Source organism: Gammaproteobacteria bacterium, assembly GCA_041395445.1.
GTDB lineage: Bacteria > Pseudomonadota > Gammaproteobacteria > Xanthomonadales > Marinicellaceae > NORP309.
In genome coordinates this window covers 1-25,755 of sequence record JAWLAO010000008.1, presented here as the reverse complement: position 1 = coordinate 25,755, position 25,755 = coordinate 1, and the positions used below count along the sequence as shown (strand labels likewise).

The following is a 25,755-nucleotide window of genomic DNA, read 5'->3' as shown; positions in this document are numbered from 1 at the left end:
CTGATTTGATTATTCAGTAAACTTTTTTTTTCAGAAATTTATATCGACCTTTTTCAATATTTTCTTCGTAATCAAAAATCTCTAATTGATGAGTTTGTTTTAAGTATCCATATTGTAACAAATCAACCCTAACTGACTCGAAGTTTCCATGAGTTAAATCTAGTTTTGGTAATGGATTATCGTAAATATAAACACCATTCAATTTAATAGCAGTTGATAAATCGAGTTGATTTAATAAATTGTTATTGATAATCAATGTTTCTAGTTGTGTTAAAGGTATTAAATCTATATGAGTGAATTGGTTGTTATCAAGGTACAGATATTTAACACTTTTGAAGCTGTTGGTGTTCAGTCTTGAAAGTTGATTATTTGACAGTTTTAGCAAAGTCATGTTTGGATATTCTGCATGACTGAATATCTTTAATTGATTATTATGTGCGAATAATTTTTCTAAACTAGACATGGAATGTAGATTCAGCTCTTTTAAATTATTATTACTGACATCCATATAAATTATATCTTGGTTTTTATTGAATGTAATTGATTCTATTTGGTTACTTTGTAATTCGAGTGATTTCAATAATGGATTTCCAGATAAATCCAAATGTTTGATTTTTGTCTCTCTTAGTCTCAGTGAGACCAACTTTTTATAAATGCTTAAATCTAGTTCATTAATGTAAGATGATGTTAGAGAAATTGCTTCGAGTTGAGGCATTGTTTCAATGCCGGTAATATCTTTGATAGCACGACCTTGACAACTTAGATGAATTATGACATTAACGGAGTTTTCTATCGCATCATTCACATGTTTAGTCACACAACGACGAAACCCCGGATCAGGAAAAGTATTTTCAGCAGCAGCAAAAACTTTGGGAATGCTTATCTGACCTTTGAACATCGAATCATTCCGTGATTTAGAAGTATTATAAAATCGCTGTTGGAAATAACGATATGCTGCTTCTGACCAAGGATTGTTATTTAGTTTAACACCTTTCAAATAAGGAATATTTTCCAACTCAATATCTTTAAGTTTATTGTTTTCGATATTTAAACTTCTTAATTTTACAAGTGATGAAATATCAACCTGTTGTAAATCATTGTGGCTTAAATTTAGGTCACGTAAATTTTGAACTCCATCCAGATTGATTTCATTCAGTTTGTTATGGCTTAGATTTAATCTTCTTAATTGTAGATTTTCTGTACTAAAGTTCTCTATTAAATTATTTGAAAAATCAGCATTAGTTAGCTGGAAATTGTTAGCGATATCAATAGTTGAAAGTTTATTGTTGCTAAGATTGATGTTTTCCAGTTTATCGAAAGGTTTTAAATCTATGCTACTAATATCCTGATTATCCATGATGAGATACCTGAGTGATACCAAGTGTTCTAGGCCTGTAGTGTCTTGGATTTTATTCCCTCCATTAATTATTTGGCTAGCTTCATAGCAATTGATTGATTGAATTTTATCGATAGTTGTTTCAAGGTGTAAAGCGATACAATCACGCAGAACTGAATCTGGAAAATCTTTTCCAGGAAGATCTTGAGTGATTATATGTGCTTTGGGAAATGTGAGTTTGAATTGACCATTATCAGAGAATTTACCGTTTCCGTCCATAAACAGAGTAAAGTAATGTTCTATGAACGAGTTTTCAAAACGGTTTATATGATTGTTTCTCAAGTCAATGTATTTAATATTTTGAAATCCATCGATCTTGAATAAACTTAATTGATTGTCAGCCAAGAGTAATGTTTTTAAACTCTTTTGATTTTTTAATTCAACTTTAAGTAATTGATTATTTCTGATATCCAACAACTCAAGATTGGGTGCATCAATGGAAAAATCAATTAGAAAATTATTTGCGATCTGTAGTTTTCTTAACTCTGGTGTTTCTTCAATTTTTAAATATTCGAGTTTATTGTTGTTAGCATTTAGTTCAACCAAGGTTTTCGGTAAACCACTTAAATTTTTTAGTTTATTTTGGCTGATGTTTACTGTTTGAAGTATTTGGTTGCCACTTAAATGAATGCTTTCAATTTGATTTCCGGACAAATCCAAACTTATTAAATTGCTGAGATGATTTATGCCAGTGATATCTTTAATATTTTGGTTGCTGCAATCCAGATGTTGAATTTGTTCAGGCTTGTATCGTTTGAGTTTTTGTATACAACTTCTGAAATTCAAATCCGGAAAATATAAATTTGAATAGTTGTCTGATTTGTGATGAGTTAATTTGTTTAATCTTTGCTGGATATGTTCTCTGGTTACATCATTATTTTGTTTGATCACTTCTTTTTGACTGACAGGTATAGGCATACCTGTTTCAAAGTGGTGAACTATCTCTTTCCAGTCGAAGAAAATAAGAAAAGCACAGAGCGATAAAAAAATCAGTAGTAAAAAAGTTCTCAAAAGCATAATTAGTCAAATTAACAGAAATTCATTTTCATTATCCTTAAAATGGCAAAGCCAAAACTAAAAGCAATCAACTATTTATCTTATTCCATCCGTGGCATTTTTAATAGATAAATTTTTGATTTATTTCCTTAGTAAAACCCCTTCAAGAACTTCATGTTCTTCATAGTCAATAATATTTTCTATGAAGATCCTTCGCATTCGCTCAGGATGACAGATTTACCAAATAAAAAACCCCGCAATGTAGCAGGGTTTATAATTAAACTAAGACTTTATGTAACCTAAAACATCTCATTAAAACTTTTTAGAACGTCTCAATCTGCGATTGCGAACACGGCTGACGGCTTCCTGATTTTTTATTTTGGACCAGTCATCAAAGGTAAATTTTTCACCTTTGGCATAAACTAAACGAGTACGACAGAAATCTTTATACTCATCCAATTCATCACTGACTTCATCCATTGTGTTGTCAATAATGATACAGTCATCCAGATAACCAATCCCAGGAATATGATCGGGGATAATATCTTCATCATCGACAAAATATTTAATCGTTGCGTTGATTTTTTTGAGATTTTCTTTATCCGATTCCCAAGTTTTATCGGAAATCATCGCAATCATTGATTCCAATGATGAGGTTTGCTCGATGATATATCCATCGGAATCAGACGCTCTGATTTCAGCAATTTTTTCTTTGGCATGTTTAATATCGCTGTCATTAATCACCGAACCATGATTTTTTACAAATTGATTAAAATGCTCTTTAACTTGGTTGTCAATATCAATTGAAATAGAAACCATATTCACCCCTGTTGTTATAGTTAATTGTGCTTTTATTATGCATTAAAATCATCCGAATATAAATACCAGAACTTATATTTACCTAAATGATTTTATCGACCCTGTTTCTCTTACCAACGAATAGGATTGGAATATGTAACAACATAAATAATTCTATGGATGCGGAGATACAAAGCCCAAAAGAAAATACCAACCAGCTTTTGTAATACCAGCTAATTGAAACCAGTAACGAATACATGACAGCTTCAATAAACCAAAATATAGATTTAGTAAAAAATCCTTGATTTGAAAGTTCTATGTCTATTCCACAATTACTGCAATTTTGTTTGCTCTGACCAAGAATTAGATTTAGAACCTGAAGAGCTGAGATGCTTTTTTCGCTGCAATGAGGACATGTTCTTCTGAGAATCATTGTTATTCTGTTTGAGTATTTATCGCTATTTTGATAATTTCAAATCTTGAAATCAACTCAATTTCTTAAAAAACTGATTCATAAGGGACAAAGCCCTTGGGAATGCTTTCTTTCAATGCAATTTGCGGTTTGTGATAGACCTTGCTGTCATAAATATATCTTAGAAGATTGTCACGAACCTCAGCTTTTGCCAAATGAGCAATGCCAACTGCATGCTCGGCAATGTTCAAGCCCATAGGATTGAATGCTCCATTCTCAGTCACAATAATTACCGGATCGGCTGCAATGGCTGTGGTGGTGATTCCTTCAGGGCATAATTCCATGATTTTTGAAACGCTTTTGCGGGTTTCTGACTTCATTGCAATAATTCCATAACCTTGTTTAGACAGATAGGAACCCCGAAGAAAATCGGCTTGCCCGCCAATTCCGCTATAAATCATTCTGCCTTGTAAGGAATCTGCCCAAATGTTGCCGTGTAAATCGACACCAATAGCGCTATTGATAGCGGTCATTCGATGTTGTTGGGCAATTTTCAAAACGCTGTTGGTAGTATCGCAAGGACGTGATTGAACTGAGCTGTTGAAATTCAGCCACTCATAGCCTTGTTTACTACTGGATAGAAAAATACTGGCAATAGCAAAATTAACTGCTGAATATTTGTTGGTTACAATTCCTTCAGTAATCAACTCTCGCATTGAATCTGAAAAAAGCTCGGTGTAAATTCCAATGTCTTTCACGCCTTTTTTTATAATGGCATCGGTGACCGCAGCTGGAACTTCGCCAATTCCGTATTGCAATGTGCTGCCATCCTGAATGTACAATTCGGCAATAAGGTTACCAATCTTTCGAGCGATTTCATCAGGTTCTTGCACAGGACTGACAGGCAATTCATAATCGGTATCAATCAAATAATCAATTTCAGATTCCTTGATTGTTGTTCCTAAGACAAAAGGCATTTGTTTGTTTCTTTCAGCGATAACCAGACCGTTATTGGATTTAGCGGTTTCAACTGCAGCTTTGAGACCTTCAACCGTGCTTCCATAGCTGTAATTTCCGCCGTTATCAGGTCCGGAAACAGTCAACAAAACGACATTTGGTTTGAGATAATCCCGAACTTGATGCGGTATGTCCGAGAGATGCATCATTTGATAAGAAGCCTGTCCGTGATTAAGCACTTCTCGCGAATGGGAACCGGCAAACAAAACCCTGTGGTTGATACGTTTGCAGACTTGCTCTGAAAAAATTTCGCCAATATCGCCAAGTAATAACAAACTGAGAATATCAATATCCTTAATGTTTTCATCAGCGATGATTTGTTTCAACAAAACTTGCGGAGTGGTTGCATTGCCGGCTGAATATAAAAGTGTTCCCGGTGGCAGAAAGTCTTTATTGATGATGTCTTCGACCTTGTTGAATATTTTCATGTGTTTGAATTTTTACGATTGGTGTGCATCATATCCGATAAACGGAATCAATAATTTGACTGCAATCAATTGAGCAGAAGTTTCATGTTTTATTGCTTTTCAAACTTCTGCTAAATTATAAAATTCGGCTCAAAGTTTACACAGCGGCTGAAAGTTTCTGTACAATATCAGACATTTCGTGACTTTATAATATCCATGTATGATTTTCTGATAATTTTGGTTATTCTTGCCGGGAGCGTCGGTGTTTTGCTCTACTTTGTCGGCTGGATGAATACTATTTTCATGGCATTAGGGAAAAAACAATACTCGATGGGTGCGGTACTTTTTATTCTCAATCCATTATCAATTGCTTATTGCATAAAGAATTGGCAGGATGCTTCCAAACAAGGGAAACAGCTCATTATCGGCTTTGTGTTGATGTGTTGTACAATTATCCCATCTTATTTTTTTATTGATAAAATTTCATTTTAAACATGAAGAAACTGGAACACTTATTCAAAAACAACACTGACTGGGCGGAAAAAATTAAAGCCGAGAATCCGAATTTCTTTAAGGAATTAGCAGAACAACAATCCCCGGAATATCTATGGATTGGATGTTCGGATAGTCGAGTTCCTGCAAATCAGTTGCTGAGTCTGGCACCCGGTGAGGTATTTGTTCATCGAAATATTGCCAACGTCGTTGTGCATACGGATATTAACTGCTTGTCTGTTTTACAATTTGCGGTTGATGTGCTCAAAGTGAAACATATTATTGTTTGCGGACATTATGGTTGTGGTGGAATCAATGCTGCAATCAACAAAACTAAACACGGCCACAATACCCGCGAAGCCAATCTTATTGATAACTGGTTGGGACACATAGAAGATGTGGCTCGTTTTCATAAAGATGAACTGCAAAATCTAAATGAAGAACAATACCAACAAAGACTTTGTGAATTGAATGTCATCGAGCAGGTGAACAATGTTTGCAACACTTCGATTGTCAACAAAGCTTGGAATCAAGGTGCTGACTTGACAGTACACGGTTGGATTTACGATATTAACAACGGCATTCTAAAAGATCTTGATGCCAGTACAAATACCAGTGAAAAAAGAAAAAATTAAACGACTCTGAGAAAAATAATGCAACATAAAACCATCATCGAGCCTTTTCGTATTAAATCAGTTGAACCCATTGAAATGTCAACTGAAGATCAGCGTTTGGAATATTTGAAAGAAGCACATAACAATCTTTTTTTGATTGAATCCAGAAAAGTGATTATTGATTTGCTGACAGATAGCGGAACCTCAGCGATGAGTGCCAATCAATGGGCAGGAATCATGCGTGGTGATGAGTCTTATGCAGGAGCGCGAAGCTGGGAACGCATGCGAGATGAAATCCGTGATTTAACCGGTTATCAATATGTAATTCCAACTCATCAGGGTCGTGCCGGTGAAAGTATTTTGTACACATTATTAGGTGGCGAGGGAAAAGTTTTTATCAGTAACACACACTTTGATACCACAAGAGCCAATATCGAATTTGGTGGTGCAACGGCGATTGATTGCCTCACAGACGAAGGTAAACAGCCGGCTTTGGAGCATCCGTTTAAAGGAAATATGGACATTAAACAATTGGAAAAAGAAATTTTAAATAGCGGTGCTGAAAATATCGGAGCAATTATTCTGACAGTGACCAATAATTCCGGCGGCGGGCAACCGGTCAGCATGCAAAATGCCAGAGAAGTTCGGGCAATTTGTGATAAATACAATCTATTATTTGTGCTTGATTGTTGTCGAATTGCGGAAAACGCCTATTTCATCGAACAACGTGAAGAAGGCTATAAAGGCAAAGACTATCGTGAAATAGCACAGGAAATGTTTGGACTTGCCGATGGTGGAGTGATGAGTGCGAAAAAAGATGCTCTCGTTAATATGGGTGGTTTCATAGCCTTAAAAGATAAAAAAATAGCGGATGCTTGCACCAATACCTTAATCATTAAAGAAGGCTTCGTCACATACGGTGGATTATCCGGTCGGGATATGGAAGCACTGGCGATTGGTTTGCAAGAAGTATTCGACAAAGATTATCTCAAATATCGCATCACCAGCACTGTCTATCTGGGTGACCGCCTGCATAAGATGGGCATTCCTGTGATGCGTCCGATTGGTGGTCATGCCGTTTATATCGATGCCAAAGCCATGTATCCACATATTCCGGTCGATGAATTTCCCGGTCAGGCATTGGCTTGTGATTTGTACGTCAAAGGCGGAATCCGAGCTTGCGAAATTGGTTCGGTGATGTTTGGCAAGAAAGATGCCAATGGTAAATTGATTCCGGCGGCGATGGAACTGGTTCGTCTGGCTATTCCTCGTCGGGTTTATACTCAAAGCCATGTTGACTACGTCATCGAAACCTTTGAAGAAATCCTCAAAGAAAAAGATCAGGCAAAAGGCGTAAAAATTACTTATGAACCCAAGTTTTTAAGACATTTTACCGCACATTTTGAGAGATTAACTTAGTTATAGTTCATCAAAACAAAAACCAGTCGCAATAAATAAAACAGTTTCCTTGTTTACAATTGAGAATCCAATTTAATTGTGTAACAATTCCGTTTTAGCAAAATATGATGTCATTATGAAGAAAGTTGCTTTGGTCATGGGCTCTCAATCGGATTGGGCAACCATGAAGGAATGTGCCAAACTCCTGAACGATTTAGGAATTGAGTTTCATCAACAAGTGGTTTCTGCGCACCGAACTCCACAATTAATGTATGATTTTGCCAACTCGGCAGAAGATAATGGTTATGAAGTAATCATCGCTGCAGCCGGTGGTGCGGCACACTTACCGGGAATGATTGCTGCGATTACACATGTTCCAGTTATTGGTGTGCCAATTAAGTCCAGCAATTTAAACGGAATTGACTCCTTGCTCTCAATTGTGCAAATGCCTGCCGGTGTCCCTGTTGCAACCATGAGCATTGGTGTTGCAGGCGCACAAAATGCAGCTTTGTGTTGTGCATCCATTCTTGCCAATGGTGATGATGATATTAAATCAGCACTAAAAAAATATCGAAACAAACAAACCCAAAAAGTCTTAGATCATCCGAATCCTGAAAAGTAATTATGAATAAATTTCCTACCATTGGTATTCTTGGCGGCGGTCAGTTGGCACAAATGCTGGCACTGGATGGCTACCCCTTGGGATTCCGTTTTGTGTTTTTTGATCCGACCAAAGATGCCTGTGCCGGATTGGTTGGAAAACTCATTGTAGCTGATTATGACAATGAAATTGCGTTGGAAGAATTTGCTAAACAGTGTGATTTTGTTACTTATGATTTTGAAAATGTGCCCGTCAGCGCCGCTGAATTTGTGGCAAAGAACACTCAGGTTTTTCCTCATCCTAGTGTTCTTGAAGTGGCACAAGATCGTCTGAAAGAAAAAGTTCTGTTTCGTGAACAACTCAATCTTCCGGTTGGGGATTTTTGTAGGATTGATAGCTATTCGGAACTCTTATTTGCAGTTAAAAGCAGTGGAAATGACGGCTTTTTTGAAAACCCGAAGAATGGGCTATGACGGTAAGGGCAGTGCCGCATCACAGCCAAACAAACCTTAAATTGTGGAGTCAAATTGACGGCGGATCATTTATTCTGGAAAAGGCCGTGCATTTTAATCATTGAAGTTTCGGTAATTATTGCTAAAGAAATGCTGGTGGATTATGCATTCTATGAACTTTGTGAAAACAAACACAAGCAAAGGCAATTCTGACAACAACTTTAGTCCCGGCTGTTGCTAGTGAAAACAGTCCAAAGCCTTTGAATATGCTCAAAAAATTGCTGATAAACTGAACTATGTTGGTGTCTTAACCGTAGAAATGTTTGAAACTGATAGCGGTTTATTTATCAATGAAATGGCACCACGAGTTCACAACTCCGGACATTGGAGTATTGAAGGGCATTTCCTGGTTTGAAAATCACCTCCGCGCCGGATTGAGATTCCTCTCGGTTCAACGGCGATGCCAAAGTGGTTATGCGGCAATGATTAATTGGATTGGCGAGGGCCCGCCTGTGGGCTTTGCAATAAGGAAAAAAGATGTTCACTGGCATATTTACGGCTTGAAACAAAATCGCCCCGGTCGCAAAGTCGGGCATTCGACCGTTGTCGCTGACAATGCTGAAGAACTTCATCAAAAAGTGGTTAATCTTGCGAAATTATTAGAGGCAAGTAACGGAAGTCTAAAAACCTTTGTTTCGTCGGACTTGCTCGAGGATCTAGTCATTTTATTGTTACTTCTTTATATTGTAAAACAAAGTAACCAAAAAGCACGCCCCGAACTCTCAGCCTTTGGCTCTTTTTTTTTGTCATCTTCAGGCTTGACCCGGAGATCTAGTGAAACTCTGTCATACTTTGAGCGAAAGCGAAGTATCTCAACAAAGATATCATCATGCTGAATTCATTTCAGTATCTTATGAGTGGCACTTTTGCGTGCTCAAAAAGTACCGTAAAGAAGCACCCCGACATTCCGGCCTTCGGCTACCTTCGATGCTCAAAATATTCGGCGCTTCATAAACTCGCTTCGCTCAAACAGTATGAAGCTTCTTCCCGAATATTTCTGTGCGTCTCAGCGAAATGTAAGGGGGTAAAAAAGAACACCGTCATACTGAGCGGAGTGTGCAAAGCACACACAGTCGTAAAAAATCTCAAAATGATTCCATGATTTATAACAAAACAATTGGGTCGTTGGTTTTAACCAACATGTATGGTAGATACTGTCTTAAAGTTCAAGCATTATATCAAATTATTTGTCGGCTGGAACAACCATGGGGCTCTGCCCCAAACCCCGAAGTATTTATAAAACAAAAGCAAGTTATGTTACAATGTTTATGTGGTACAGGCAGAAGTGCCAATGACCATAAACGGAAGCAAAGAGCAAACTATTTTGGTTGCCTTGCATTTTTTATAATTTGGATTAAATGCAGTTTCATTCAAAACTCCATAGAGAAAGAACTAGCAGCTTCTCATTACAGCACAAATTGCTACTTTCTTGAGTTTACCTTTGTTTATCAATTTGTCATATAAAAGTTGATAAGAATTGGATTGTATTTTCTTAGCAACATAGCTGGCATGTATAAAGATTTACGTAGTCGTTTATGACCCATTTTTGATAATCTAGAGACCTTCAGACTAGTACCAAGTTTTCAATAAAAGGGTTGATACCTGCATAACTGGTTACTTGCCCAGATGTCGCAAATAAAAAGAAAGAAAAAGAAGAAATATCACCAGATATGCCAATATTGACAAAAAATGTTATTTCTCCAATTCCATCAATTGTAATCAATAGTTTTACCTGTTTTTTTAGAATCAAATCTTGATTGACACATTCTTTTATTGAGTTTTTAATGACCTTTATTTGTTTTCAAAGTGCTTTATTGTTTGCTTTATGAATTTAACGGAGACTTTTGTCTAGGGTTGATTCTAAATGATTAACTTCTTGTATTTTAAGTAAATTTACTTGTTCTAATCGAGTAACTAGAGCTTGTAGTCTTTGAAAGTACTTGCTTTTTTAGTGTATAAAGATAATTCTCAATTCCACCTTCATTTTGAAGTTTTGGTAATTGTGCAATACATAATGAATCAGCTTTATCTGTTTTGTTTCGATTCATTTCATTCGTGCATAGTTCTTTATTTTGTAAGGGTTGGAAACAATAGTCTTGTATTTTTCTTAACTAAAAAAGAAGCCAAGTGTGCGCCATAAACTCCTGTTGCTTCCATACAAATATAATTTCTGTTTTAAATGATTTTATCCATTTTATGAAAAAGAAAAAAACCTTGTGATTATTTTTTAAATTTCTTATGACTTGATTTATTATCAAGTAAAAGCAGTTATCAAATATTAATTTAGAAATATCAATACCAAAATAAATCATAATTTATCCCTCAGTGAATATAATATTGCTGGTGATTGAATAATTAACTGCCATACATTCTTGTAACTATTCGTGCTATAGCCGCTAGCTATGCACAAGATACGTTCGTATTTATGGTGGTTAATGTAAGAGTTCGTGTAATGCATAACAGATTCTCAATGATCTAAGGTTTAGCGACAACATCTTTACCCCTTTATTCAATTGCCATTGAATAATTAACAATTGCTTGTTATTACATTTGATACAAGGTTGGTGCTGAACGGAAAGCCCAATAACTCGACTCAAAATAATGTTGGGCTTTGTATACACAGCTCAGCCTACTTGCTGATGCATCATTAGGGTTAGACTTGAGCGTCTGAACCTGTGTTTTTTCGGCAAACTCTAATATTACTTCAAGGGAACATCGTTTCGGATTTACATGTGTGCTTACAAAGTGAGGACCTTCAATTACTACAACCTTTACTTGAGGAGCAATTTTTTTAAATTCATTAACATGATTTTCAGAAACCAGTTTGTCATTTTTCGCTTGAATATAGAGACACGGAATCAAAAGGGTTGTACTTTCAGGTTTCAGCTTTTTCATTTCATTAAGGCGAAATGGTAAAAAACCCGACAACTAACTGAGTTTATAGATTTTCTAAAGAGTCCAATTGTCTCCGAATTAACGTCTCTTCCTAGAAAGTATCGTTTGATTAAAAAAGCCGGGATTGGAATTTTGAATAACAATCCCATTGGCAATTAGTTAAAAGTGTCAATAATCGATTCGGTGAAGTCAGGAATGTAGCTATAAATACAGCCGCCTTTAGATTTTGTGAATATTTCTTTGCAATTTGATAAGCAATCGGACCCGAAAATGACTCCGCAACCAAAATATAATCCTCTTCAGGAAGCTGGGTGGTGACATACACAGTTAGTTCTTCATAAGTCAGCTTTTCCTGTGTTGGATAAGGCAATCACTTTAACTTCCGCATTTGTGCCAAATACATCAACAAGCGGCTTGAAAAGCAAACCGGTTCCATCCATTTCCCGGTAGTAGGATTAATTTCATACTTTAATCTCGTAGGTTATTTTATTAAAATTAAAAAAGATAAAGTTTGAGAGTAATTTACAAGTTTATCAAAGGATAATTTACCTAAACCCTCATTTATGCGTTGTTTACTGAATTTAAATGATTGGAATTTATTTTTCATTGTTAAATCTCGTAGGTTATTTATATTTCTTAAATCATAAAAAATTGAATATAGTTTACGAATAATTTGCAACTTTTTCAAATACTCAGTGAAACCTTTAGGCTGAGAATTTTGAGCACACTTTTTGATAAATCAATCCAAATAACTAGATTCCTGCCTTTACACGAATCACGAAAAAAATGAAGCGGTAATGGCGTATACTTGTTATTGGCTTTGCTCAGTCAGTCTCGAAACGGTGCGTTGCATTTCAAAGGAGAGTTCTTTGCCTTGATAGATTTCATCAAAGGAAACCGCTGATAGGGCATATAATGGTGTGTTTGTGTCATAGAGCACATCAATCAAGGTGATAAATCTTCGCGCGGTGTTACGGTCTTCTTGGTCTATTGCATGATTGATAACGATAAAGATGGTTTGGTATTTTTCTGCCAGTTGGATATAGTCTGAGGCATTTCGGGGTTGCATGCATAGGACTTCAAATTCCAACATTATGTGTTTGTCGCTACGTTTGATGACTTCGATTTTCCTTTTATTGATTTCGATAGCCGAAATGTGAATATCATCCGAGCCAACCAATTGACTGAAGCGACTTTCAAATAGTGTTTCGTTGTGCTTATTGATTGGTGAAAGCCACTTTTGCTGGCTTGATGTTGTATCCGCTGTGCGGTAATCATGTTCTCCGTCCAATTGGATGATAGTCATATTTTGTTGCATCCATGAAATTGCCGGCAGGAATTTCTCTCGTTGTAAGCCTCCCAAATACAAATCTTTCGGATTGACATTGGAAGTGGTGATGATGGAGATATTGTATTTTTGCATAGCAAAGAGAATTCCGGCGAGCAGCATGGCATCAGTGATGTCATGCACCAGAAACTCATCCAGGCATAACACATCAATTTCTTCTGATAAAGCTTTGATAACTGTATCGAGAGGGTTCTGCTGGTTTTTTATCTGCCTTAATTGCTGATGTAACCATTTCATAAAACTGTGAAAATGCTGTCTGCGAACTCTTTTTTCATCAATGGTTTGGATAAACAAATCCATCAGAAAAGTTTTTCCACGTCCCACCGAACCATAAATATATAGCCCGTTGAATCTTCTCTTCGGTTTAAAAAACCAGAATGAAGACTTTTTGTGAAGATTATGATGAATATTCTCAAAAGCCAGTACCACTTGCTCCTGCAAAGAATCTTTGGAAATTTCCCCTTGTGAAACCAGCTTTTGGTAGAGTTTTAAAGGACTCATTTATTCTTCAGATGTGGTTTCTTCCTCTGGAAGTTGTCTGAGAATACCGTTTTTAATTGCTCCTTTTAAATCAATCAAACGACGATGAAAGAAATGTCCGGCTTTAAAAGTAATCAACTGCGGTCTGGGTTCCAAAGTGTCAACGTAGTTGTAAACTGCTTTTGGTGTTACCACATCATCTTCTTCACCCTGAATAATCAGCCATGGACATTGTGGAGCTTCCAATTTTGTATAATCATAACGCTCAACCGGCGGTGCAATTGTCAGAAATTGTGTTGGATTAACTGTCGGACAGGCTTTTAAAGCCGTATAAGAACCAAATGAAAAACCGGCAAGCCAGATATCATGTTCGGGGAATAATTCTTTAACCCAATTGTAAATTGCAATGACATCTTCGGTTTCCCCGTTGCCATCGTCAAACTCGCCATCTGTTTCACCAACACCACGAAAATTGAACCGAATAGTATATGCTCCGAGTTCACGGAAGGCTTTTTCAATCATGTGCGTGACTTTGTTATGCATGGTTCCGCCAAATAACGGATGCGGATGGCAAATGATTCCAACCGCTTTTCGGTCTTCTCCGTCAACCGGATCTCCCGGCAAACACTCGATTTTGCCTACTGGTCCTTGCAGAAAAAAAGTTTTGTCAGGGAAAGTTTGAGGATTTTCTATCATTTTAAGTTAAAAATTTCTAAACGGCGTGATTATATCACTCTTTCCACGGAGCGATAACGAATAACAACAACATTCCCGGGATTGCACAAGCGGTACATATCAGGAAGAAATCAAAATATCCGACTCTTTCGATAATATATCCGGTAGAGGCGTTGATAAAAGTTCGAGGAACTGCCGTAATTGCGGTAAATAAGGCAATTTGAGCGGCTGCAAAAGATTTGTTGCTGATTTTAAACATGAATGAAATCACCGCAACTGTTCCCATGCCAACGCCTAAATATTCTAAACTGACAACAATAAATAATGCGGTGTTTGACGGATTTTGTAGTTGTGACAACCATGCAAAGCCAAGTATGGTGAGCATTTGAAAGAATCCAAAAAGCCATAAAGATTTATTTAATGAAATTTTTCTCATCACTATTCCGGCAATAAAGGCTCCGGCAACTGTTGACCACAAAGCTGCTGCCTTTACCACTGTTCCCAAAACTGTTTTGGAGTAACCCATATCCAGATAAAAAGGTGTTGATAAAGCGGTTGCCATTGAGTCACCTAATTTATACAACATCAGAAAGACAAGTATAAGGATTCCGTGTTTATAACTGAATCTTGAAAAATATTCAGCCAACGGTTCAACAATTGATTGTGCCAGAGTTTTATTATTGTCATGTTTAATATCGTGCTCAGGAATAAACAGAGTCGTTACCAAACCGACCAACATAAATAATGCAACGATTGGGAAAACATACTGCCAATCTATTCGATCGGCAAGGACGAGTGCCAACGAACCGGGAACTAAAGATGAGAATCTGTAAGCATTCACAAACCAGGCATTACCCGCTCCCAGTTCTTCATCGCTCAGTAATTCTCTTCGATAAGCATCAATAACAATATCCTGAGTGGCGCTAAAAGTTGTCATAATGACGGTTAGCATCACAATTGTTGAGATTTGATTCTGAGGACTGAAAAACCCGATTGATGCGATTGATAAGATTAATAAAAGTTGCGTGACAAACATCCAACTTCTTCTTTGTCCCAAAAAAGGAAAACGATATCTGTCGAGTAAAGGAGCCCATAAAAATTTGATTGTGTAAGGAATTCCAATCAACTGAAAGAGACCTATATCTGATAAGTCAACTCCGGCATCTTTCAGCCAGGCAGGAATGGTTTGATAGAGAACATATAGTGGTAGTCCTGAGCTCATTCCCAGCAAAGTTGCTATGAATATTTTTTTATAATATTTTTTAGTTTCTTGATTCAGTTCGAGCATGAAATTGATGAAAGTCTATTTTGAGAGTTTTTTACAAAATTATTTTATTTCATAAATTTATTTTTAAAGGTTGATATGTTATCTTAATCTGCAAGCTATGGGAAGTAACAATATGATAACAGTCGAGCAGTTAAAAAATTATTATCCTTTCAATAAAATGGAAGAGAAATTTTTGCCGTTATTGCTGAAGCAATTCGAAACCGTTGAGTTTAATCGTGGAGAAGATATTTTCAAACACGATGATAACAAAGTTTATGCGAAATACGTTATCGAAGGTCGAGTTAAAATCACTTATCCCTCCGGTCGAGAAAAAGTGCTAAAAGCAGAATCTTTATCAGCCTATTATCCGGTTGGTGAGGTCAACAGCAACAAAAGGCTGAGTTCTGAAGTCGAATCAAAAAGCGCAAAGGTTATGATAATGAACAATATTTTTCTGGATCACTTTGTGGTTTGGGATAATTTGTTTAAAGAATCGTCATCGGACAGTCCTTTGCGTGGTCATGAGTCTTATGATTGGGTGGTTGGGTTGCTAAACTCAAAAGCTGTTCAAATGCTTCCCAGAGGTCACGTTGATCAAATCTTCAAAAATTTAGAACCTTTGTATGTGAAACAGGGTGAAGAAATCATTTCAGAAGGTGATTTTGGTGATTTTTGCTACATCATCGTCAAAGGAGATGCGGATATTTTCAAAGTTGTGGCAGAAGGGGAAGAAAAAGTCGCAACAATTGGAGCAGGGGCTTTATTTGGAGAGAATGCTCTAGTGAGTAAAGATCCAAGGAATGCCTCGGTGCGCATGGTGACTAATGGTTTATTGATGCAGATGGCGGGCGAGAAGTTTTCATCCTTGTTGAAAAGCCATGTGGTGAGATGGATAACAACCGACACAACTTATGAAATGCTGCTTGAAGGAGCGGTATTGGTCGATGTCAGGGAAATGATTGAATTTGAAGAAGAAAGTTTTCACGATAGTATTAATATTCCACTTGGTGAACTGAGGGATAAAGCGGAGAATCTTTTGAAAAAAGACGTGCCTGTCATTACCTGCTCAGGAACTGGTTTGCGTTGTGCATCAGCTGCTTTTTTACTGGCAACACTAGGCTATGATGTTTATAGCATGCAAGGCGGTGTCAAAGGTTTGTTGAAGCTGATTGAAAGATTGGATGATTCGGAATCAACGAGTGTGTAATTCTCTGGTTGCTTTTTCCAGTTGACCATCCAGTAAATCTTCAAGTACAGCAAGAGACTTATCAATAGCATTATTAATGCTGATTTCATCATCGCTACTTGCACGATTCAGTACCCATGAAACGACCTTGCTTTTATGCCCGGGATGTCCGATTCCGAGTCGGATTCGGTAAAATTCATTACTACCGATTAAACTAATAATATCCCGCAGACCGTTATGTCCACCATGACCACCACCTTTTTTGAGTTTGACAGTTCCCGGTGGTAAATCTAATTCATCATAAGCAACCAGAATTTCTTCGGGTTTGATTTTGTAGAACTGAGTAATGGATTGCAATGCCTTTCCTGAGTGGTTCATGTAAGTCATCGGTTTCAATAACCAAATACTATGATTATTGATATCGACATTAGCAGCTTCACCATAGAATTTTTTGTTGTCTTTTAAATCAAATCCATACTTTTTACATAATGCATCAACAAACCAAAACCCTGCGTTATGACGAGTGTTTGTGTACTGACTACCTGGGTTTCCCAAGCCAACAATTAATTTTATGGAACTCATAAATTCTCCTTTCCCAAACAAAAACAGCCCCGAAGATGGGGCTGCTTTTTATAACAAAATGATTCGATTGAATATTTTATTCTTTGACTTATTCTGCAGCTTCCTCAGTTGCAGCATCAGAGTTAACATGAGTTGTAGAAACAACAACAGTATCATACTCTTCATCATGTCCGTGAGTGAAAGCTGTCAACTTAACCCCTTTAGGAAGTTTGATATCACTCAAACGTAACATATCACCCGGTTTGAATTTTGCCAAATCCACTTCGATGAATTCCGGCAAATCATCCGGTAAACAGCTCACTTCTACTTCAGTTAATTGATGAGATACAATAATACCTGAAGTTTTCGCTGCAGCTGATTTCTCTTCGTTCATGAAGTGTAAAGGAATATGCATGTGTAATTCAACATTATCTGCAACTCTTTGGAAATCCATGTGCATGATTACTGGCTTTGAAGGGTGACGTTGCATATCACGAAGTACAACTTTTTGACGTTTGCCATCAGCCGCTTTGAGCTCAAGAATACTGGTGAAGAATGATTCGTCTTCGATATATCTGAGCGCTTTGTGGTGTTCAATTGACACTGCTCTTGGATCTCTTCCTGCACCGTAAATGATACCAGGAACTTTGTTTTCACGACGTAGGCGGCGGCTCGCACCTTTCCCCAAATCATCGCGCAACTCGGCGTTAATTCTAAAAATTGACATATTATGTCTCCTGTTTAAGTTAAAAATTCTCCCGTTTTGCGACCAAACGAGACAGAGTGTGCTTTCGCACATTATCAGTCGATATACATCTCACTGACAGATTCTTTATTGGCAATTCTGCGAATGGTTTCCGCCAGCATTTCGGCGACACTCAATTGCCTGATTTTTTTACAGTTCCTTGCATCTTCACGCAGAGGAATCGTATCGGTAACTACAAGCTCTTTCAGAGCTGAGTTTTCAATGTTGCTGATTGCATTCCCCGAAAGAATCGGATGAACACAATACGCGATAACTTCTTTTGCGCCTCTTTCAACCAATGCTGTTGAGGCTGCACATAAAGTGCCGGCAGTATCAATCATGTCATCAACCAGAATACACGTTTTGCCTTTGACATCACCGATGATATTCATAACCGTTGCCATATTTGGCTTGGGTCGTCTTTTATCAATGATTGCCAAATCCGCACCGACTCGTTTGGCAATGGCTCTGGCTCTGACAACGCCACCAATATCCGGTGAAACCACCACCACATCATTGGCATCATAAGAACACCAGATATCAGCTAGTGTCAGAGGTGATGCATAAACATTATCAACAGGAATATCAAAAAAACCCTGTATCTGATCAGCATGCAAATCAATTGTCAATACCCGATCTGTTCCCACAGTTCCAATCATTTTGGCAGCTACTTTTGCGGTAATAGGAACTCTCGATGAACGAGGTCTTCTATCCTGTCTGGCGTAGCCAAAATAAGGCATGACTGCGGTGACTGATTTACAAGACGCTCTTTTAAGGGCATCAACCATAACCAATAATTCCATAAAATTATCGGCTGTAGGCATACAAGTCGGTTGGATGATATAAATATCCTGTCCGCGGACATTGTCTATAATTTCGACAGCCACTTCACCGTCACTGAATCGTCCCACATAGGCTTTGCCAAGAGGGAGTCCCAGAAATTTGGCAATGTTCTGAGCTAATTTCGGATTCGCATTGCCGGTAAAAAGTTTAATGCTGTTGTCCACTATCATGAGTGTTGCCTAACCTTTATTCTTTAAGATGGAAATCATGACGAATCATATCACAAAATCGCATACTGCTAATACAAATATGCCTACAATCAGTTGTCTGACTGCAGGCATAAAATATATGGCTGGGGTGGCAGGACTCGAACCTGCGAATGCCAGAATCAAAATCTGGTGTCTTAGCCACTTGACGACACCCCAATAAGGTCGGGTATTATATACGTCTTATTTCTGAAAGAAAAGTCTATTTTTTAAAAAAATGTCATATTTTTATTGTGAATGACAAACAACCATTTTCCAATCATCAGGACACTTATCAATATGCTGTTGAGCTTCACCTTTAGAGTCAAAACAGGCAAATAATGTAGAACCTGTTCCCGACATATAAGTTGGTGCATAACGACTTGAAATACCATACATTTCTTTCACTTCGGAAAACTGATTGAGCACTACAGGCAAACAGGCATTGGTCCAGAAATTTTGATTGTGAATTTGTTCGGTTTCGATAGGTTTTTGGTTTCTTTGTAACTCAGAACTTTTAAAAACTTCAGCCGTAGAAATTGAAACCGGTGGAAATATCAAAACATAATATTTCTTTTCTATTTCATATTCGTTTAATTTTTCTCCAACTCCAACTGCCATTGCCGATTTGTTGAAAACAAATATAGGTACATCCGCACCCAGTTTGACGGCAAATTCAAGCAATTGGTTTTGGCTCAGTTCGCATTGCCATAACTCATTTAAAACTCTGAGAGTTGTTCCGGCATTGGAACTTCCGCCACCAAGTCCTGAACCTTGGGGAATATTCTTATCAACTTCAATCCGAATGCCTTGTTGAACTTTTCTAAAAGGTAAGAGCATTTCAGCTGCTTTGTAAATTAAATTATTCTGAATTGGTAAATTGCCAAAATTACCTTCAATTTCAATAACTTGATTCTCAATCAATTCAAACTGCATCCCATCACCCCAATCCAAAAGTTGGAAATAGGTTTGCAAAATATGATAACCGTCCTCTCTCTGACCGAGGACACGAAGCATCAGGTTGATTTTTGCCGGACTAAGGGTTTTCATTGCAGATTCCAATCGTAAATAACAACCGTTACCTCATAAGGCGATTGGCTTGCCTTAATTTTTTTAGGCAACATTCCTATTGGAGTCGGCATCCATTTTTCATAAGTCACTTCCCAGCTATTATCAATGAATGAATCGGGAAGTGTGTTATGTGGTTTTAACTTTTGACTGGTTTCATAACCTCTAAGCCAGTATTCGAGACTGTTCCACGGAAAGTGCCAGCCTAATTCGGCTGAAATCAAATCCTCAGCATTGTTTCCAAAAATATTTCCATGCTCTGATGAAGTGAGTTTGGCAGAATGCTTATCTTCAGTGATTTTCCAGCTTCCTTGTCCCAAAGGAGCGCTAAATTGTGCGGTGATTTTACTATCATGAACAAGCCAACTGAACTTCCCCGAGCCTCGCTCATTATCATTGCGAATCGCCATTTTTCCCTTAACCGACCATGTGGAAATCTGTTTCCAGTTTGAAAATGTCTCCCGAGGTTTGTGAGACTTTTGACAGGATGATAAAACAACAAGTGCAACCAATAAGAATGTTTTAGTCATATAATCTTTTGAATTCATTAACATATTATTCTCTTGTCAGCTTATCAATCAAAGATTGATGTTGTGGGAATTGGTTACTCAACTCTTTTCTTTTCGCCAATTCAAAATCGGCAAAATCAAATCCCGGAGCCACAGTGCAACCGACCAGAGCAAAAGAATTTGGTTCAACGATTTCTGCCGCAAACCAGTGATTTGCAGGCACAACGAGTTGTGGTTTTGACCTTGCAATAAATCGTTACCGATAATGTGTTCCGTTAAATCTCCTTGAGGTGAAATCATAAATAATCGAATGGCTGAACCATGATAAAAGTGCCAGATTTCATCCTGTTTGATTCGATGAAATGATGAAAACTCATCAGATGAGCAAAAAATAAATGCAAGTAGAATAATTTCTGTTTCCTGAAAAATCGGCACATTCAGTAAAGTTTATCTCACCCTCACTGCGATAAGTTTCGAAAATAACCGCCTTCGGGATGTTTTTGTAAATTCAGTTTTTCAATAATATCTGTCCTTGCTATTAACCCCAATATTTCATGTAAACGGTAAAAACCAATGATTTTTCTTTTGATAACAATACATTAGGAAGATCTGCTAAAAACCAAATTGTACCTTAATGGTTTGCTCCAGCACTTCCATGTGCTGTCCCCTGCAGCTAAGCTGGCAAACCTCTGATGTTTAGTTATGAAAAAATGGTGATATCTTGAATAAATATCGCATAAACCTATGAATGACTAGGATTGAAGCGATATTTATTCTATCATTCCTGATATCACCCTCATCCATGAGGGCTTGCGTAAAATTCTTTCCTGAAGAATTTTTCAACTTTTTGCCATTTGCATAAATCATTCTACATGATATTTGGGGTTAAGTTTATTTATTCACAATCGACATTATATTAGAATGATGTGAATAATAAATGCAAATCTTATGGCGAACAGAGAAATTATTTTTAAAACCAAAGGTCAATCCAGCATCAGACGGCGATGGCGTGCAGTTCAACTCAAAGAGAGTGATTGGAACACAACAGTTAAATTATCTGGATCCTTTTTTATTGTTGGATGAATTTGGTTCGGATAAACCCTTAGACTATATTGGTGGCTTCCCCGATCATCCACATCGCGGATTTGAAACCGTGACTTACATGCTTGCCGGAAAAATGAAGCACAAAGACAGCGCCGGTCATTCCGGTGTGATTGAAACCGGAGATGTGCAATGGATGACCGCAGGTCGTGGAATCATACATTCACAGAAATGCCCGAACAAACCGAAGGCATGATGGCAGGATTGCAACTTTGGGTGAATCTGCCCGCTAGTGAAAAGATGTGCAAACCCAAATATCAGGAGTTTTCTTCTTCTGAAATCTCCACCGAAAAACGGGGGAACGGTATCTCAGTCAAAGTCATATCCGGAACAACTTCACAGGAACAACAAAGGAGTTATTGACAACAATTATGTTAATCCAACATTCTGGCATATAACAGCTCCTGCCAAACTGAATTTTCCGAACCAATCAACCCCGATGATAACGCCTTTATTTATGTTCTCAATGGCGAAATATCTATCGGCGACCAAAAACAAACTTTGAAAAAAAGCGAAATTGCGGTTTTATCAAAAGCAGAAAACCTGTTAATCAAAGCTCAGCAAAACTCAGACTTTGTCTATATAGCCGGCAAACCTTTGAATGAACCCATCGCCAGAGGTGGCCCGTTTGTAATGAACACCCGAGAAGAAATCCTGCAAGCATTTCATGATTTTCAGAGCGGGAGGTTTGTATAGATATCCCTCGAACTTCCCCTTTGATGGGGCAGGTGAGTGTTATGTTATCCAATTGCTAATTTAGCTGATTCTTTTAATAAATAAGCTGGCATTGGCTCTTGCAATTTCCAAGTAATGTTCATTGGTTTTGAACCGTAGGTTTCAACAAACTTGGCTTTACCTAAAAAATAATAACCATTGGTGAGTCCATGTTGGTTTCGCTTGTGTGGTCGGATGAAAAGCAAAATTAGTCGATTATTTTCTTTCTGATTAATATATTCTAACCCTTTACCTAAATCTGGCCTTGTTGCATTTTGTGATTGCCAATGTAATAAAACATCATTGATTGCATAATCGTTATACAAGGTAGTAGGCGAGTAATCTTCTTCAGACTTGTGCAAGTCAATAAACAATAATTCTGTATTTGTTTTTTTATTTAATGCAACACCTTCACGATTAGAAGATTTTTGTTTAAAAGTACTAAATCCAAAAGCAGTCAGTATTTGGTCTCGAGTATATCGGCTATGAACCTTTAATGGTTGTTCATATGGCAAGTTTATGTCTTGCTCCAAATGGTCAATTCTATCAATTAAGATTTCTAACGCTTCTATTATTTCAGATACAAGTAATCGGTTTGTCCCAAGTGCTTGAACGCTATTATCAATATTTACAAATGAATGATTCTTTTGCCAAACGTCATAATGTAACATTAAAGCCATTAGTCTTTCTTCTTTTGTTAGAGAAGATACATCTATTTTAAAATTATTTTTTGCTAGCTTTAAGATAAAAGACAAGTATGAATATGAGTCACATGCAAGCCATTTGTTTAATATAGCTCCCTTAATTTCTTTTGCATACTTTTCATCAAATTCCGGTTCGCAGTTCGCCGAATATTTCAAATATGACCAACATTCACGTCTATAGAGAACTTCAAGAGGAATTTGGTTGATAGATATAAAGTTGGATAATGTTAATGGCAAATTAGTATGGTGTCTAAAGTTTTGTATTTTGCTAATGATTTGGTTTTTACGATGACTGGTTGCTTGCTTTATATTCTTTAAAATTATCTGTTTTGCTTTTTTCTCAAGGACTATTGAGCACCCTAATGGCAAATGTGGAAAATCATCTTCTAGTTCCTTTTGAACGGATGAGTTTGTTTTTCCAATCATTGCTCTAAATTTTGTTTCAAAGTCATATTCATTACGTGCATTTCCCACGAAGTCTAGGACAGTTAAACAATCTTTTCCTTCTGCTAATCTTAAACCACGTCCTAGTTGTTGTAAAAATACTGTAAGACTCTCCGTTGGACGTAAAAATAGAACAGTGTCAATTTCCGGAATATCAACGCCTTCATTGAATATATCAACTACAAATAAGTAGTTAATTTCACCTTTAATAAATCTCTGTCTAAGTTCGTGCCGTAACGAACTGTTATTACTGACTAAATAACCTGCTTTAAATCCTGCTAAATGGAATTTCTCAGCCATGTATTGCGCATGATCTTGATCAACACAGAATCCCAATGTTCTTGTTTCATGGATATTTTTCTGATATTTGTGAATGTTTTTTATAATTTCACCAACTCTTCTGTCATTTTCAGTATAAATTTTTGTCAGTTCAGAGGGAACATACCTTCCATTACGCCATTCAACATTAGAAATATCAACACTATCAGTGATACCAAAATATTGAAAAGGACATAACAATTTTCGATTAAGCGCTTCAGCAAGTCGAATTTCGGCAGCAATAACTCCAGAGAAATCACTCAATATATCTGCACCATCCATTCTTTCTGGTGTTGCAGTTAATCCCAATAAAATTTTAGGATTAAATTGATTGAGAATAGGGCGATAACTACTAGCTGTAATATGATGAACTTCATCTACAATGATGAAATCATAGTAACTCGAATCAAGTTGTAAGTTTTTAATTCTATTCTTCAAGGTTTGTACAGAAACAAATACATGCTTCAAACTTTCTGGCTCATATCCTCCCACCCATAATTCACCAAAATTATTATCCTTCAAGACACCTTGAAAAGTTGCTCTTGATTGTTTTAAAATCTCTTCTCTATGAGCGACAAATAAAAGTCTGGCTTCTGGATTTTGTTTTCTGAATTGTTTGAAATCAAAAGCAGAAATTACTGTTTTACCGGTTCCTGTGGCTGCAACAACAAGATTTTTATTTCGTTTGTGAACCAACCTCTCAGTTTGAAGCTTATCTATGATTTCTTGTTGATAGCTATAAGGTCTGATATCAAATAGAGTTGATGCATCAAACTGTATTTTGGAGGAATGTTTCTCACTGCGTAGCGCTATTTTCAGTTTTTCTGAATGGTCTGTATATTTGAAACATTCAAATTCAGAATCTTGCCAATATGTTTGAAATGTTTTTTGAAATTTGTCAATTAAATGACTTACCTCTTGAGTTGTTAGTTTTATATTCCACTCTAACCCATTGGTTAATGCTGAACGTGACAGATTGGATGAACCAATGTAACCAGTGTGAAATCCTGTATTTCTGTAAAATAAATAGGCTTTAGCATGAAGTCTTTCATTTTTTGTATTGTAAGAAACTTTTATTTCTGTATTCTCCAAACTAGATAAAAACTCTATTGCCTTTAAATCAGTGGCACCCATGTAAGAAGTTGTAATAATTTTGAGTTGTCCACCACGATTTGTGAATTCTTTCAATTCGTTTTCAAATATTCGAATTCCTGTCCATTTGATGAATGAGACCAAGAAGCTTATTTTATCAGATGATAATATTTCTTTTTTTATTTCGCTTTCTAGCGAAATTCCTGCGTGATTTCCAGTGAATAACTCACTATGAGATAACCTTGTATATGGAGTAATTTCTTTTAGGTGTGATTTAAAATCAATAAAATCAGCATTCAGTTTTTCGTAAATTGCATTAAGAATGTTTGCTTCAGTTGCTATTATATTTTCATCAATTTCAGCATCAGAGATTTCTTTATTGAGGACTTTAATGATTTTATTTGATATTTTTAACTGTTTTTCTAGGCTATTTTTTCCTTGTATTTGATTAAGCGCGTAATGAATAACTCTGCTTAAATATTGTGATAAAACTTTACTTGCTTCAGTTTTATCAAGGGCTATTTTATTTATATAGAATTTATCCCTATCCAATAGATTTAATTTCTGAGCAATGACTTTATTTATGAGTTGTTCGTAAAGACCTGTTTCCATGGGTGTCTAATAAATTTTTTAAAATTATAAACAATTCAATTGCTATTTTCTAGAGTCGCCTGAGAAATCTGAAATTGAGTAGTTTGCTCTAAACTCTTATTATTGCTTTGAAACATAATTACAGAAAGATATCGTGAGTAGCTATTTAGATTATCTTGAATTGATTACCCAATCCAGTTGGGTTATGACAACGTGCTTTACCTGTTAAATAAAAATTCAATAGTTATACATAATCCGTGTAGTATGATAAGAAAACCAAATTTCTTACCAAAACAATATAAGATAGTTTTTATAAAATACTCACTTATTTCAATACAAATAACTTGTGATGACTGTATTGTTATCATATATATACCCGTGGTGCA

At 36.7% G+C, this 25,755-nt stretch carries 26 protein-coding genes, 1 tRNA gene and 1 pseudogene; 10 read left to right on the top strand and 18 right to left on the bottom strand.

All coding sequences use genetic code 11. The annotated features are described in order from the left end of the window. Positions 1–13: 13 nt before the first annotated feature. The 4 genes from R3F25_12125 to R3F25_12110 all read right to left on the bottom strand — a co-directional run bounded on the left by R3F25_12125 (position 14) and on the right by R3F25_12110 (position 5,047). Positions 14–2,314, bottom strand: coding sequence for a hypothetical protein (locus tag R3F25_12125; protein ID MEZ5497550.1), 2,301 nt, complete (start codon positions 2,312–2,314; stop codon positions 14–16). Between the two features lie 390 nt (positions 2,315–2,704). Next, positions 2,705–3,211, bottom strand: coding sequence for a DUF1232 domain-containing protein (locus R3F25_12120; GenBank protein ID MEZ5497549.1), 507 nt, complete (start codon positions 3,209–3,211; stop codon positions 2,705–2,707). An 82-nt stretch (positions 3,212–3,293) separates the two neighbouring features. After that, a complete protein-coding gene (locus tag R3F25_12115; protein ID MEZ5497548.1) occupies positions 3,294–3,623 on the bottom strand; it encodes a hypothetical protein in 330 nt (109 codons plus the stop codon). Positions 3,624–3,688: 65 nt separating this feature from the next. Continuing rightward, positions 3,689–5,047: an acetyl-CoA hydrolase/transferase C-terminal domain-containing protein gene (locus tag R3F25_12110; GenBank protein MEZ5497547.1), complete on the bottom strand. Its 1,359-nt coding sequence runs from the start codon at positions 5,045–5,047 to the stop codon at positions 3,689–3,691. Positions 5,048–5,242: 195 nt separating this feature from the next. On the opposite strand from R3F25_12110, the gene R3F25_12105 reads away from it, so the two are divergent. From R3F25_12105 to R3F25_12080, 6 genes are all read left to right on the top strand, one after another. After that, complete coding sequence (locus tag R3F25_12105) at positions 5,243–5,518, top strand: hypothetical protein (protein ID MEZ5497546.1); 276 nt, start codon at positions 5,243–5,245, stop codon at positions 5,516–5,518. Positions 5,519–5,520: 2 nt separating this feature from the next. Further along, on the top strand, positions 5,521–6,153 hold the full coding sequence (gene can, locus R3F25_12100; protein ID MEZ5497545.1) for a carbonate dehydratase: 633 nt from the start codon (positions 5,521–5,523) through the stop codon (positions 6,151–6,153). Positions 6,154–6,171: 18 nt separating this feature from the next. Continuing rightward, a complete protein-coding gene (locus R3F25_12095; protein MEZ5497544.1) occupies positions 6,172–7,551 on the top strand; it encodes a tryptophanase in 1,380 nt (459 codons plus the stop codon). A 115-nt stretch (positions 7,552–7,666) separates the two neighbouring features. Beyond that, positions 7,667–8,152 (top strand): 5-(carboxyamino)imidazole ribonucleotide mutase, encoded by a 486-nt coding sequence (purE, locus tag R3F25_12090; GenBank protein ID MEZ5497543.1) that lies wholly within the window; start codon positions 7,667–7,669, stop codon positions 8,150–8,152. 2 nt (positions 8,153–8,154) lie between these two features. Further along, complete coding sequence (locus tag R3F25_12085; protein MEZ5497542.1) at positions 8,155–8,604, top strand: hypothetical protein; 450 nt, start codon at positions 8,155–8,157, stop codon at positions 8,602–8,604. Between the two features lie 329 nt (positions 8,605–8,933). Beyond that, complete coding sequence (locus tag R3F25_12080; protein MEZ5497541.1) at positions 8,934–9,479, top strand: hypothetical protein; 546 nt, start codon at positions 8,934–8,936, stop codon at positions 9,477–9,479. A gap of 728 nt (positions 9,480–10,207) precedes the next feature. On the opposite strand, the gene R3F25_12075 is transcribed toward R3F25_12080, so the two are convergent. The 6 genes from R3F25_12075 to R3F25_12050 all read right to left on the bottom strand — a co-directional run bounded on the left by R3F25_12075 (position 10,208) and on the right by R3F25_12050 (position 15,329). Further along, a complete protein-coding gene (locus R3F25_12075; GenBank protein ID MEZ5497540.1) occupies positions 10,208–10,366 on the bottom strand; it encodes a hypothetical protein in 159 nt (52 codons plus the stop codon). 821 nt (positions 10,367–11,187) lie between these two features. Further along, entirely contained in the window at positions 11,188–11,538 is a 351-nt protein-coding gene (locus tag R3F25_12070) for a hypothetical protein (protein ID MEZ5497539.1), read from the bottom strand. Positions 11,539–11,647: 109 nt separating this feature from the next. Next, positions 11,648–11,908: a hypothetical protein gene (locus tag R3F25_12065; protein MEZ5497538.1), complete on the bottom strand. Its 261-nt coding sequence runs from the start codon at positions 11,906–11,908 to the stop codon at positions 11,648–11,650. A gap of 441 nt (positions 11,909–12,349) precedes the next feature. Further along, positions 12,350–13,387 (bottom strand): cell division protein ZapE, encoded by a 1,038-nt coding sequence (zapE, locus tag R3F25_12060; protein ID MEZ5497537.1) that lies wholly within the window; start codon positions 13,385–13,387, stop codon positions 12,350–12,352. Beyond that, positions 13,388–14,062: an alpha/beta hydrolase gene (locus R3F25_12055; protein MEZ5497536.1), complete on the bottom strand. Its 675-nt coding sequence runs from the start codon at positions 14,060–14,062 to the stop codon at positions 13,388–13,390. Positions 14,063–14,096: 34 nt separating this feature from the next. Next, entirely contained in the window at positions 14,097–15,329 is a 1,233-nt protein-coding gene (locus R3F25_12050; protein MEZ5497535.1) for an AmpG family muropeptide MFS transporter, read from the bottom strand. Positions 15,330–15,441: 112 nt separating this feature from the next. Between R3F25_12050 and R3F25_12045 the strand changes: the two genes are divergently transcribed. Beyond that, positions 15,442–16,515 (top strand): cyclic nucleotide-binding domain-containing protein, encoded by a 1,074-nt coding sequence (locus R3F25_12045; protein ID MEZ5497534.1) that lies wholly within the window; start codon positions 15,442–15,444, stop codon positions 16,513–16,515. On the opposite strand, the gene pth is transcribed toward R3F25_12045, so the two are convergent. The 7 genes and pseudogenes from pth to R3F25_12010 form a co-directional block, all read right to left on the bottom strand. Beyond that, positions 16,501–17,076, bottom strand: coding sequence for an aminoacyl-tRNA hydrolase (pth, locus tag R3F25_12040; GenBank protein ID MEZ5497533.1), 576 nt, complete (start codon positions 17,074–17,076; stop codon positions 16,501–16,503). The two genes, R3F25_12045 and pth, sit on opposite strands and share 15 nt — an antisense overlap. A gap of 88 nt (positions 17,077–17,164) precedes the next feature. Continuing rightward, complete coding sequence (locus R3F25_12035) at positions 17,165–17,782, bottom strand: 50S ribosomal protein L25/general stress protein Ctc (protein ID MEZ5497532.1); 618 nt, start codon at positions 17,780–17,782, stop codon at positions 17,165–17,167. Between the two features lie 74 nt (positions 17,783–17,856). Continuing rightward, positions 17,857–18,813 (bottom strand): ribose-phosphate diphosphokinase, encoded by a 957-nt coding sequence (locus R3F25_12030; protein ID MEZ5497531.1) that lies wholly within the window; start codon positions 18,811–18,813, stop codon positions 17,857–17,859. A gap of 119 nt (positions 18,814–18,932) precedes the next feature. After that, positions 18,933–19,008: transfer RNA gene (locus R3F25_12025), tRNA-Gln, on the bottom strand. Between the two features lie 69 nt (positions 19,009–19,077). Next, positions 19,078–19,878: a 4-(cytidine 5'-diphospho)-2-C-methyl-D-erythritol kinase gene (ispE, locus tag R3F25_12020; protein ID MEZ5497530.1), complete on the bottom strand. Its 801-nt coding sequence runs from the start codon at positions 19,876–19,878 to the stop codon at positions 19,078–19,080. Then, entirely contained in the window at positions 19,875–20,426 is a 552-nt protein-coding gene (gene lolB / locus R3F25_12015; GenBank protein MEZ5497529.1) for a lipoprotein insertase outer membrane protein LolB, read from the bottom strand. Before lolB ends, ispE begins: the two co-directional genes overlap by 4 nt. Before the next feature lie 25 nt (positions 20,427–20,451). Further along, positions 20,452–20,840: pseudogene (locus R3F25_12010) on the bottom strand (cupin domain-containing protein). 502 nt (positions 20,841–21,342) lie between these two features. Between R3F25_12010 and R3F25_12005 the strand changes: the two are divergent. From R3F25_12005 to R3F25_11995, 3 genes are read left to right on the top strand one after another with little or no spacing between them, the layout of a single operon-like run. After that, a complete protein-coding gene (locus R3F25_12005) occupies positions 21,343–21,702 on the top strand; it encodes a pirin family protein (protein ID MEZ5497528.1) in 360 nt (119 codons plus the stop codon). Then, on the top strand, positions 21,678–21,869 hold the full coding sequence (locus R3F25_12000; GenBank protein MEZ5497527.1) for a hypothetical protein: 192 nt from the start codon (positions 21,678–21,680) through the stop codon (positions 21,867–21,869). The genes R3F25_12005 and R3F25_12000 overlap by 25 nt, the downstream gene beginning before the upstream one ends. A 21-nt stretch (positions 21,870–21,890) precedes the next feature. Continuing rightward, a complete protein-coding gene (locus tag R3F25_11995; GenBank protein MEZ5497526.1) occupies positions 21,891–22,202 on the top strand; it encodes a pirin-like C-terminal cupin domain-containing protein in 312 nt (103 codons plus the stop codon). Positions 22,203–22,246: 44 nt separating this feature from the next. Here R3F25_11995 and R3F25_11990 read toward each other — a convergent pair whose 3' ends face one another. Further along, the gene (locus R3F25_11990; protein MEZ5497525.1) at positions 22,247–25,390 is read right to left on the bottom strand and encodes a DUF3427 domain-containing protein; all 3,144 of its coding nucleotides are present in this window, start codon (positions 25,388–25,390) and stop codon (positions 22,247–22,249) included. Between the last annotated feature and the right edge of the window lie 365 nt (positions 25,391–25,755).

Coding starts and splice junctions, on each gene's coding strand:
- R3F25_12125 (MEZ5497550.1), bottom strand. CDS start 2,314: ATGCCTATACCTGTCAGTCAAAAAGAAGTGATCAAACAAAATAATGAT.
- R3F25_12120 (MEZ5497549.1), bottom strand. CDS start 3,211: ATGGTTTCTATTTCAATTGATATTGACAACCAAGTTAAAGAGCATTTT.
- R3F25_12115 (MEZ5497548.1), bottom strand. CDS start 3,623: ATGATTCTCAGAAGAACATGTCCTCATTGCAGCGAAAAAAGCATCTCA.
- R3F25_12110 (MEZ5497547.1), bottom strand. CDS start 5,047: ATGAAAATATTCAACAAGGTCGAAGACATCATCAATAAAGACTTTCTG.
- R3F25_12105 (MEZ5497546.1), top strand. CDS start 5,243: ATGTATGATTTTCTGATAATTTTGGTTATTCTTGCCGGGAGCGTCGGT.
- can (MEZ5497545.1), top strand. CDS start 5,521: ATGAAGAAACTGGAACACTTATTCAAAAACAACACTGACTGGGCGGAA.
- R3F25_12095 (MEZ5497544.1), top strand. CDS start 6,172: ATGCAACATAAAACCATCATCGAGCCTTTTCGTATTAAATCAGTTGAA.
- purE (MEZ5497543.1), top strand. CDS start 7,667: ATGAAGAAAGTTGCTTTGGTCATGGGCTCTCAATCGGATTGGGCAACC.
- R3F25_12085 (MEZ5497542.1), top strand. CDS start 8,155: ATGAATAAATTTCCTACCATTGGTATTCTTGGCGGCGGTCAGTTGGCA.
- R3F25_12080 (MEZ5497541.1), top strand. CDS start 8,934: ATGAAATGGCACCACGAGTTCACAACTCCGGACATTGGAGTATTGAAG.
- R3F25_12070 (MEZ5497539.1), bottom strand. CDS start 11,538: ATGAAAAAGCTGAAACCTGAAAGTACAACCCTTTTGATTCCGTGTCTC.
- zapE (MEZ5497537.1), bottom strand. CDS start 13,387: ATGAGTCCTTTAAAACTCTACCAAAAGCTGGTTTCACAAGGGGAAATT.
- R3F25_12055 (MEZ5497536.1), bottom strand. CDS start 14,062: ATGATAGAAAATCCTCAAACTTTCCCTGACAAAACTTTTTTTCTGCAA.
- R3F25_12050 (MEZ5497535.1), bottom strand. CDS start 15,329: ATGCTCGAACTGAATCAAGAAACTAAAAAATATTATAAAAAAATATTC.
- R3F25_12045 (MEZ5497534.1), top strand. CDS start 15,442: ATGATAACAGTCGAGCAGTTAAAAAATTATTATCCTTTCAATAAAATG.
- pth (MEZ5497533.1), bottom strand. CDS start 17,076: ATGAGTTCCATAAAATTAATTGTTGGCTTGGGAAACCCAGGTAGTCAG.
- R3F25_12035 (MEZ5497532.1), bottom strand. CDS start 17,782: ATGTCAATTTTTAGAATTAACGCCGAGTTGCGCGATGATTTGGGGAAA.
- R3F25_12030 (MEZ5497531.1), bottom strand. CDS start 18,813: ATGATAGTGGACAACAGCATTAAACTTTTTACCGGCAATGCGAATCCG.
- ispE (MEZ5497530.1), bottom strand. CDS start 19,878: ATGAAAACCCTTAGTCCGGCAAAAATCAACCTGATGCTTCGTGTCCTC.
- lolB (MEZ5497529.1), bottom strand. CDS start 20,426: ATGACTAAAACATTCTTATTGGTTGCACTTGTTGTTTTATCATCCTGT.
- R3F25_12005 (MEZ5497528.1), top strand. CDS start 21,343: ATGCAAATCTTATGGCGAACAGAGAAATTATTTTTAAAACCAAAGGTC.
- R3F25_12000 (MEZ5497527.1), top strand. CDS start 21,678: ATGCCCGAACAAACCGAAGGCATGATGGCAGGATTGCAACTTTGGGTG.
- R3F25_11990 (MEZ5497525.1), bottom strand. CDS start 25,390: ATGGAAACAGGTCTTTACGAACAACTCATAAATAAAGTCATTGCTCAG.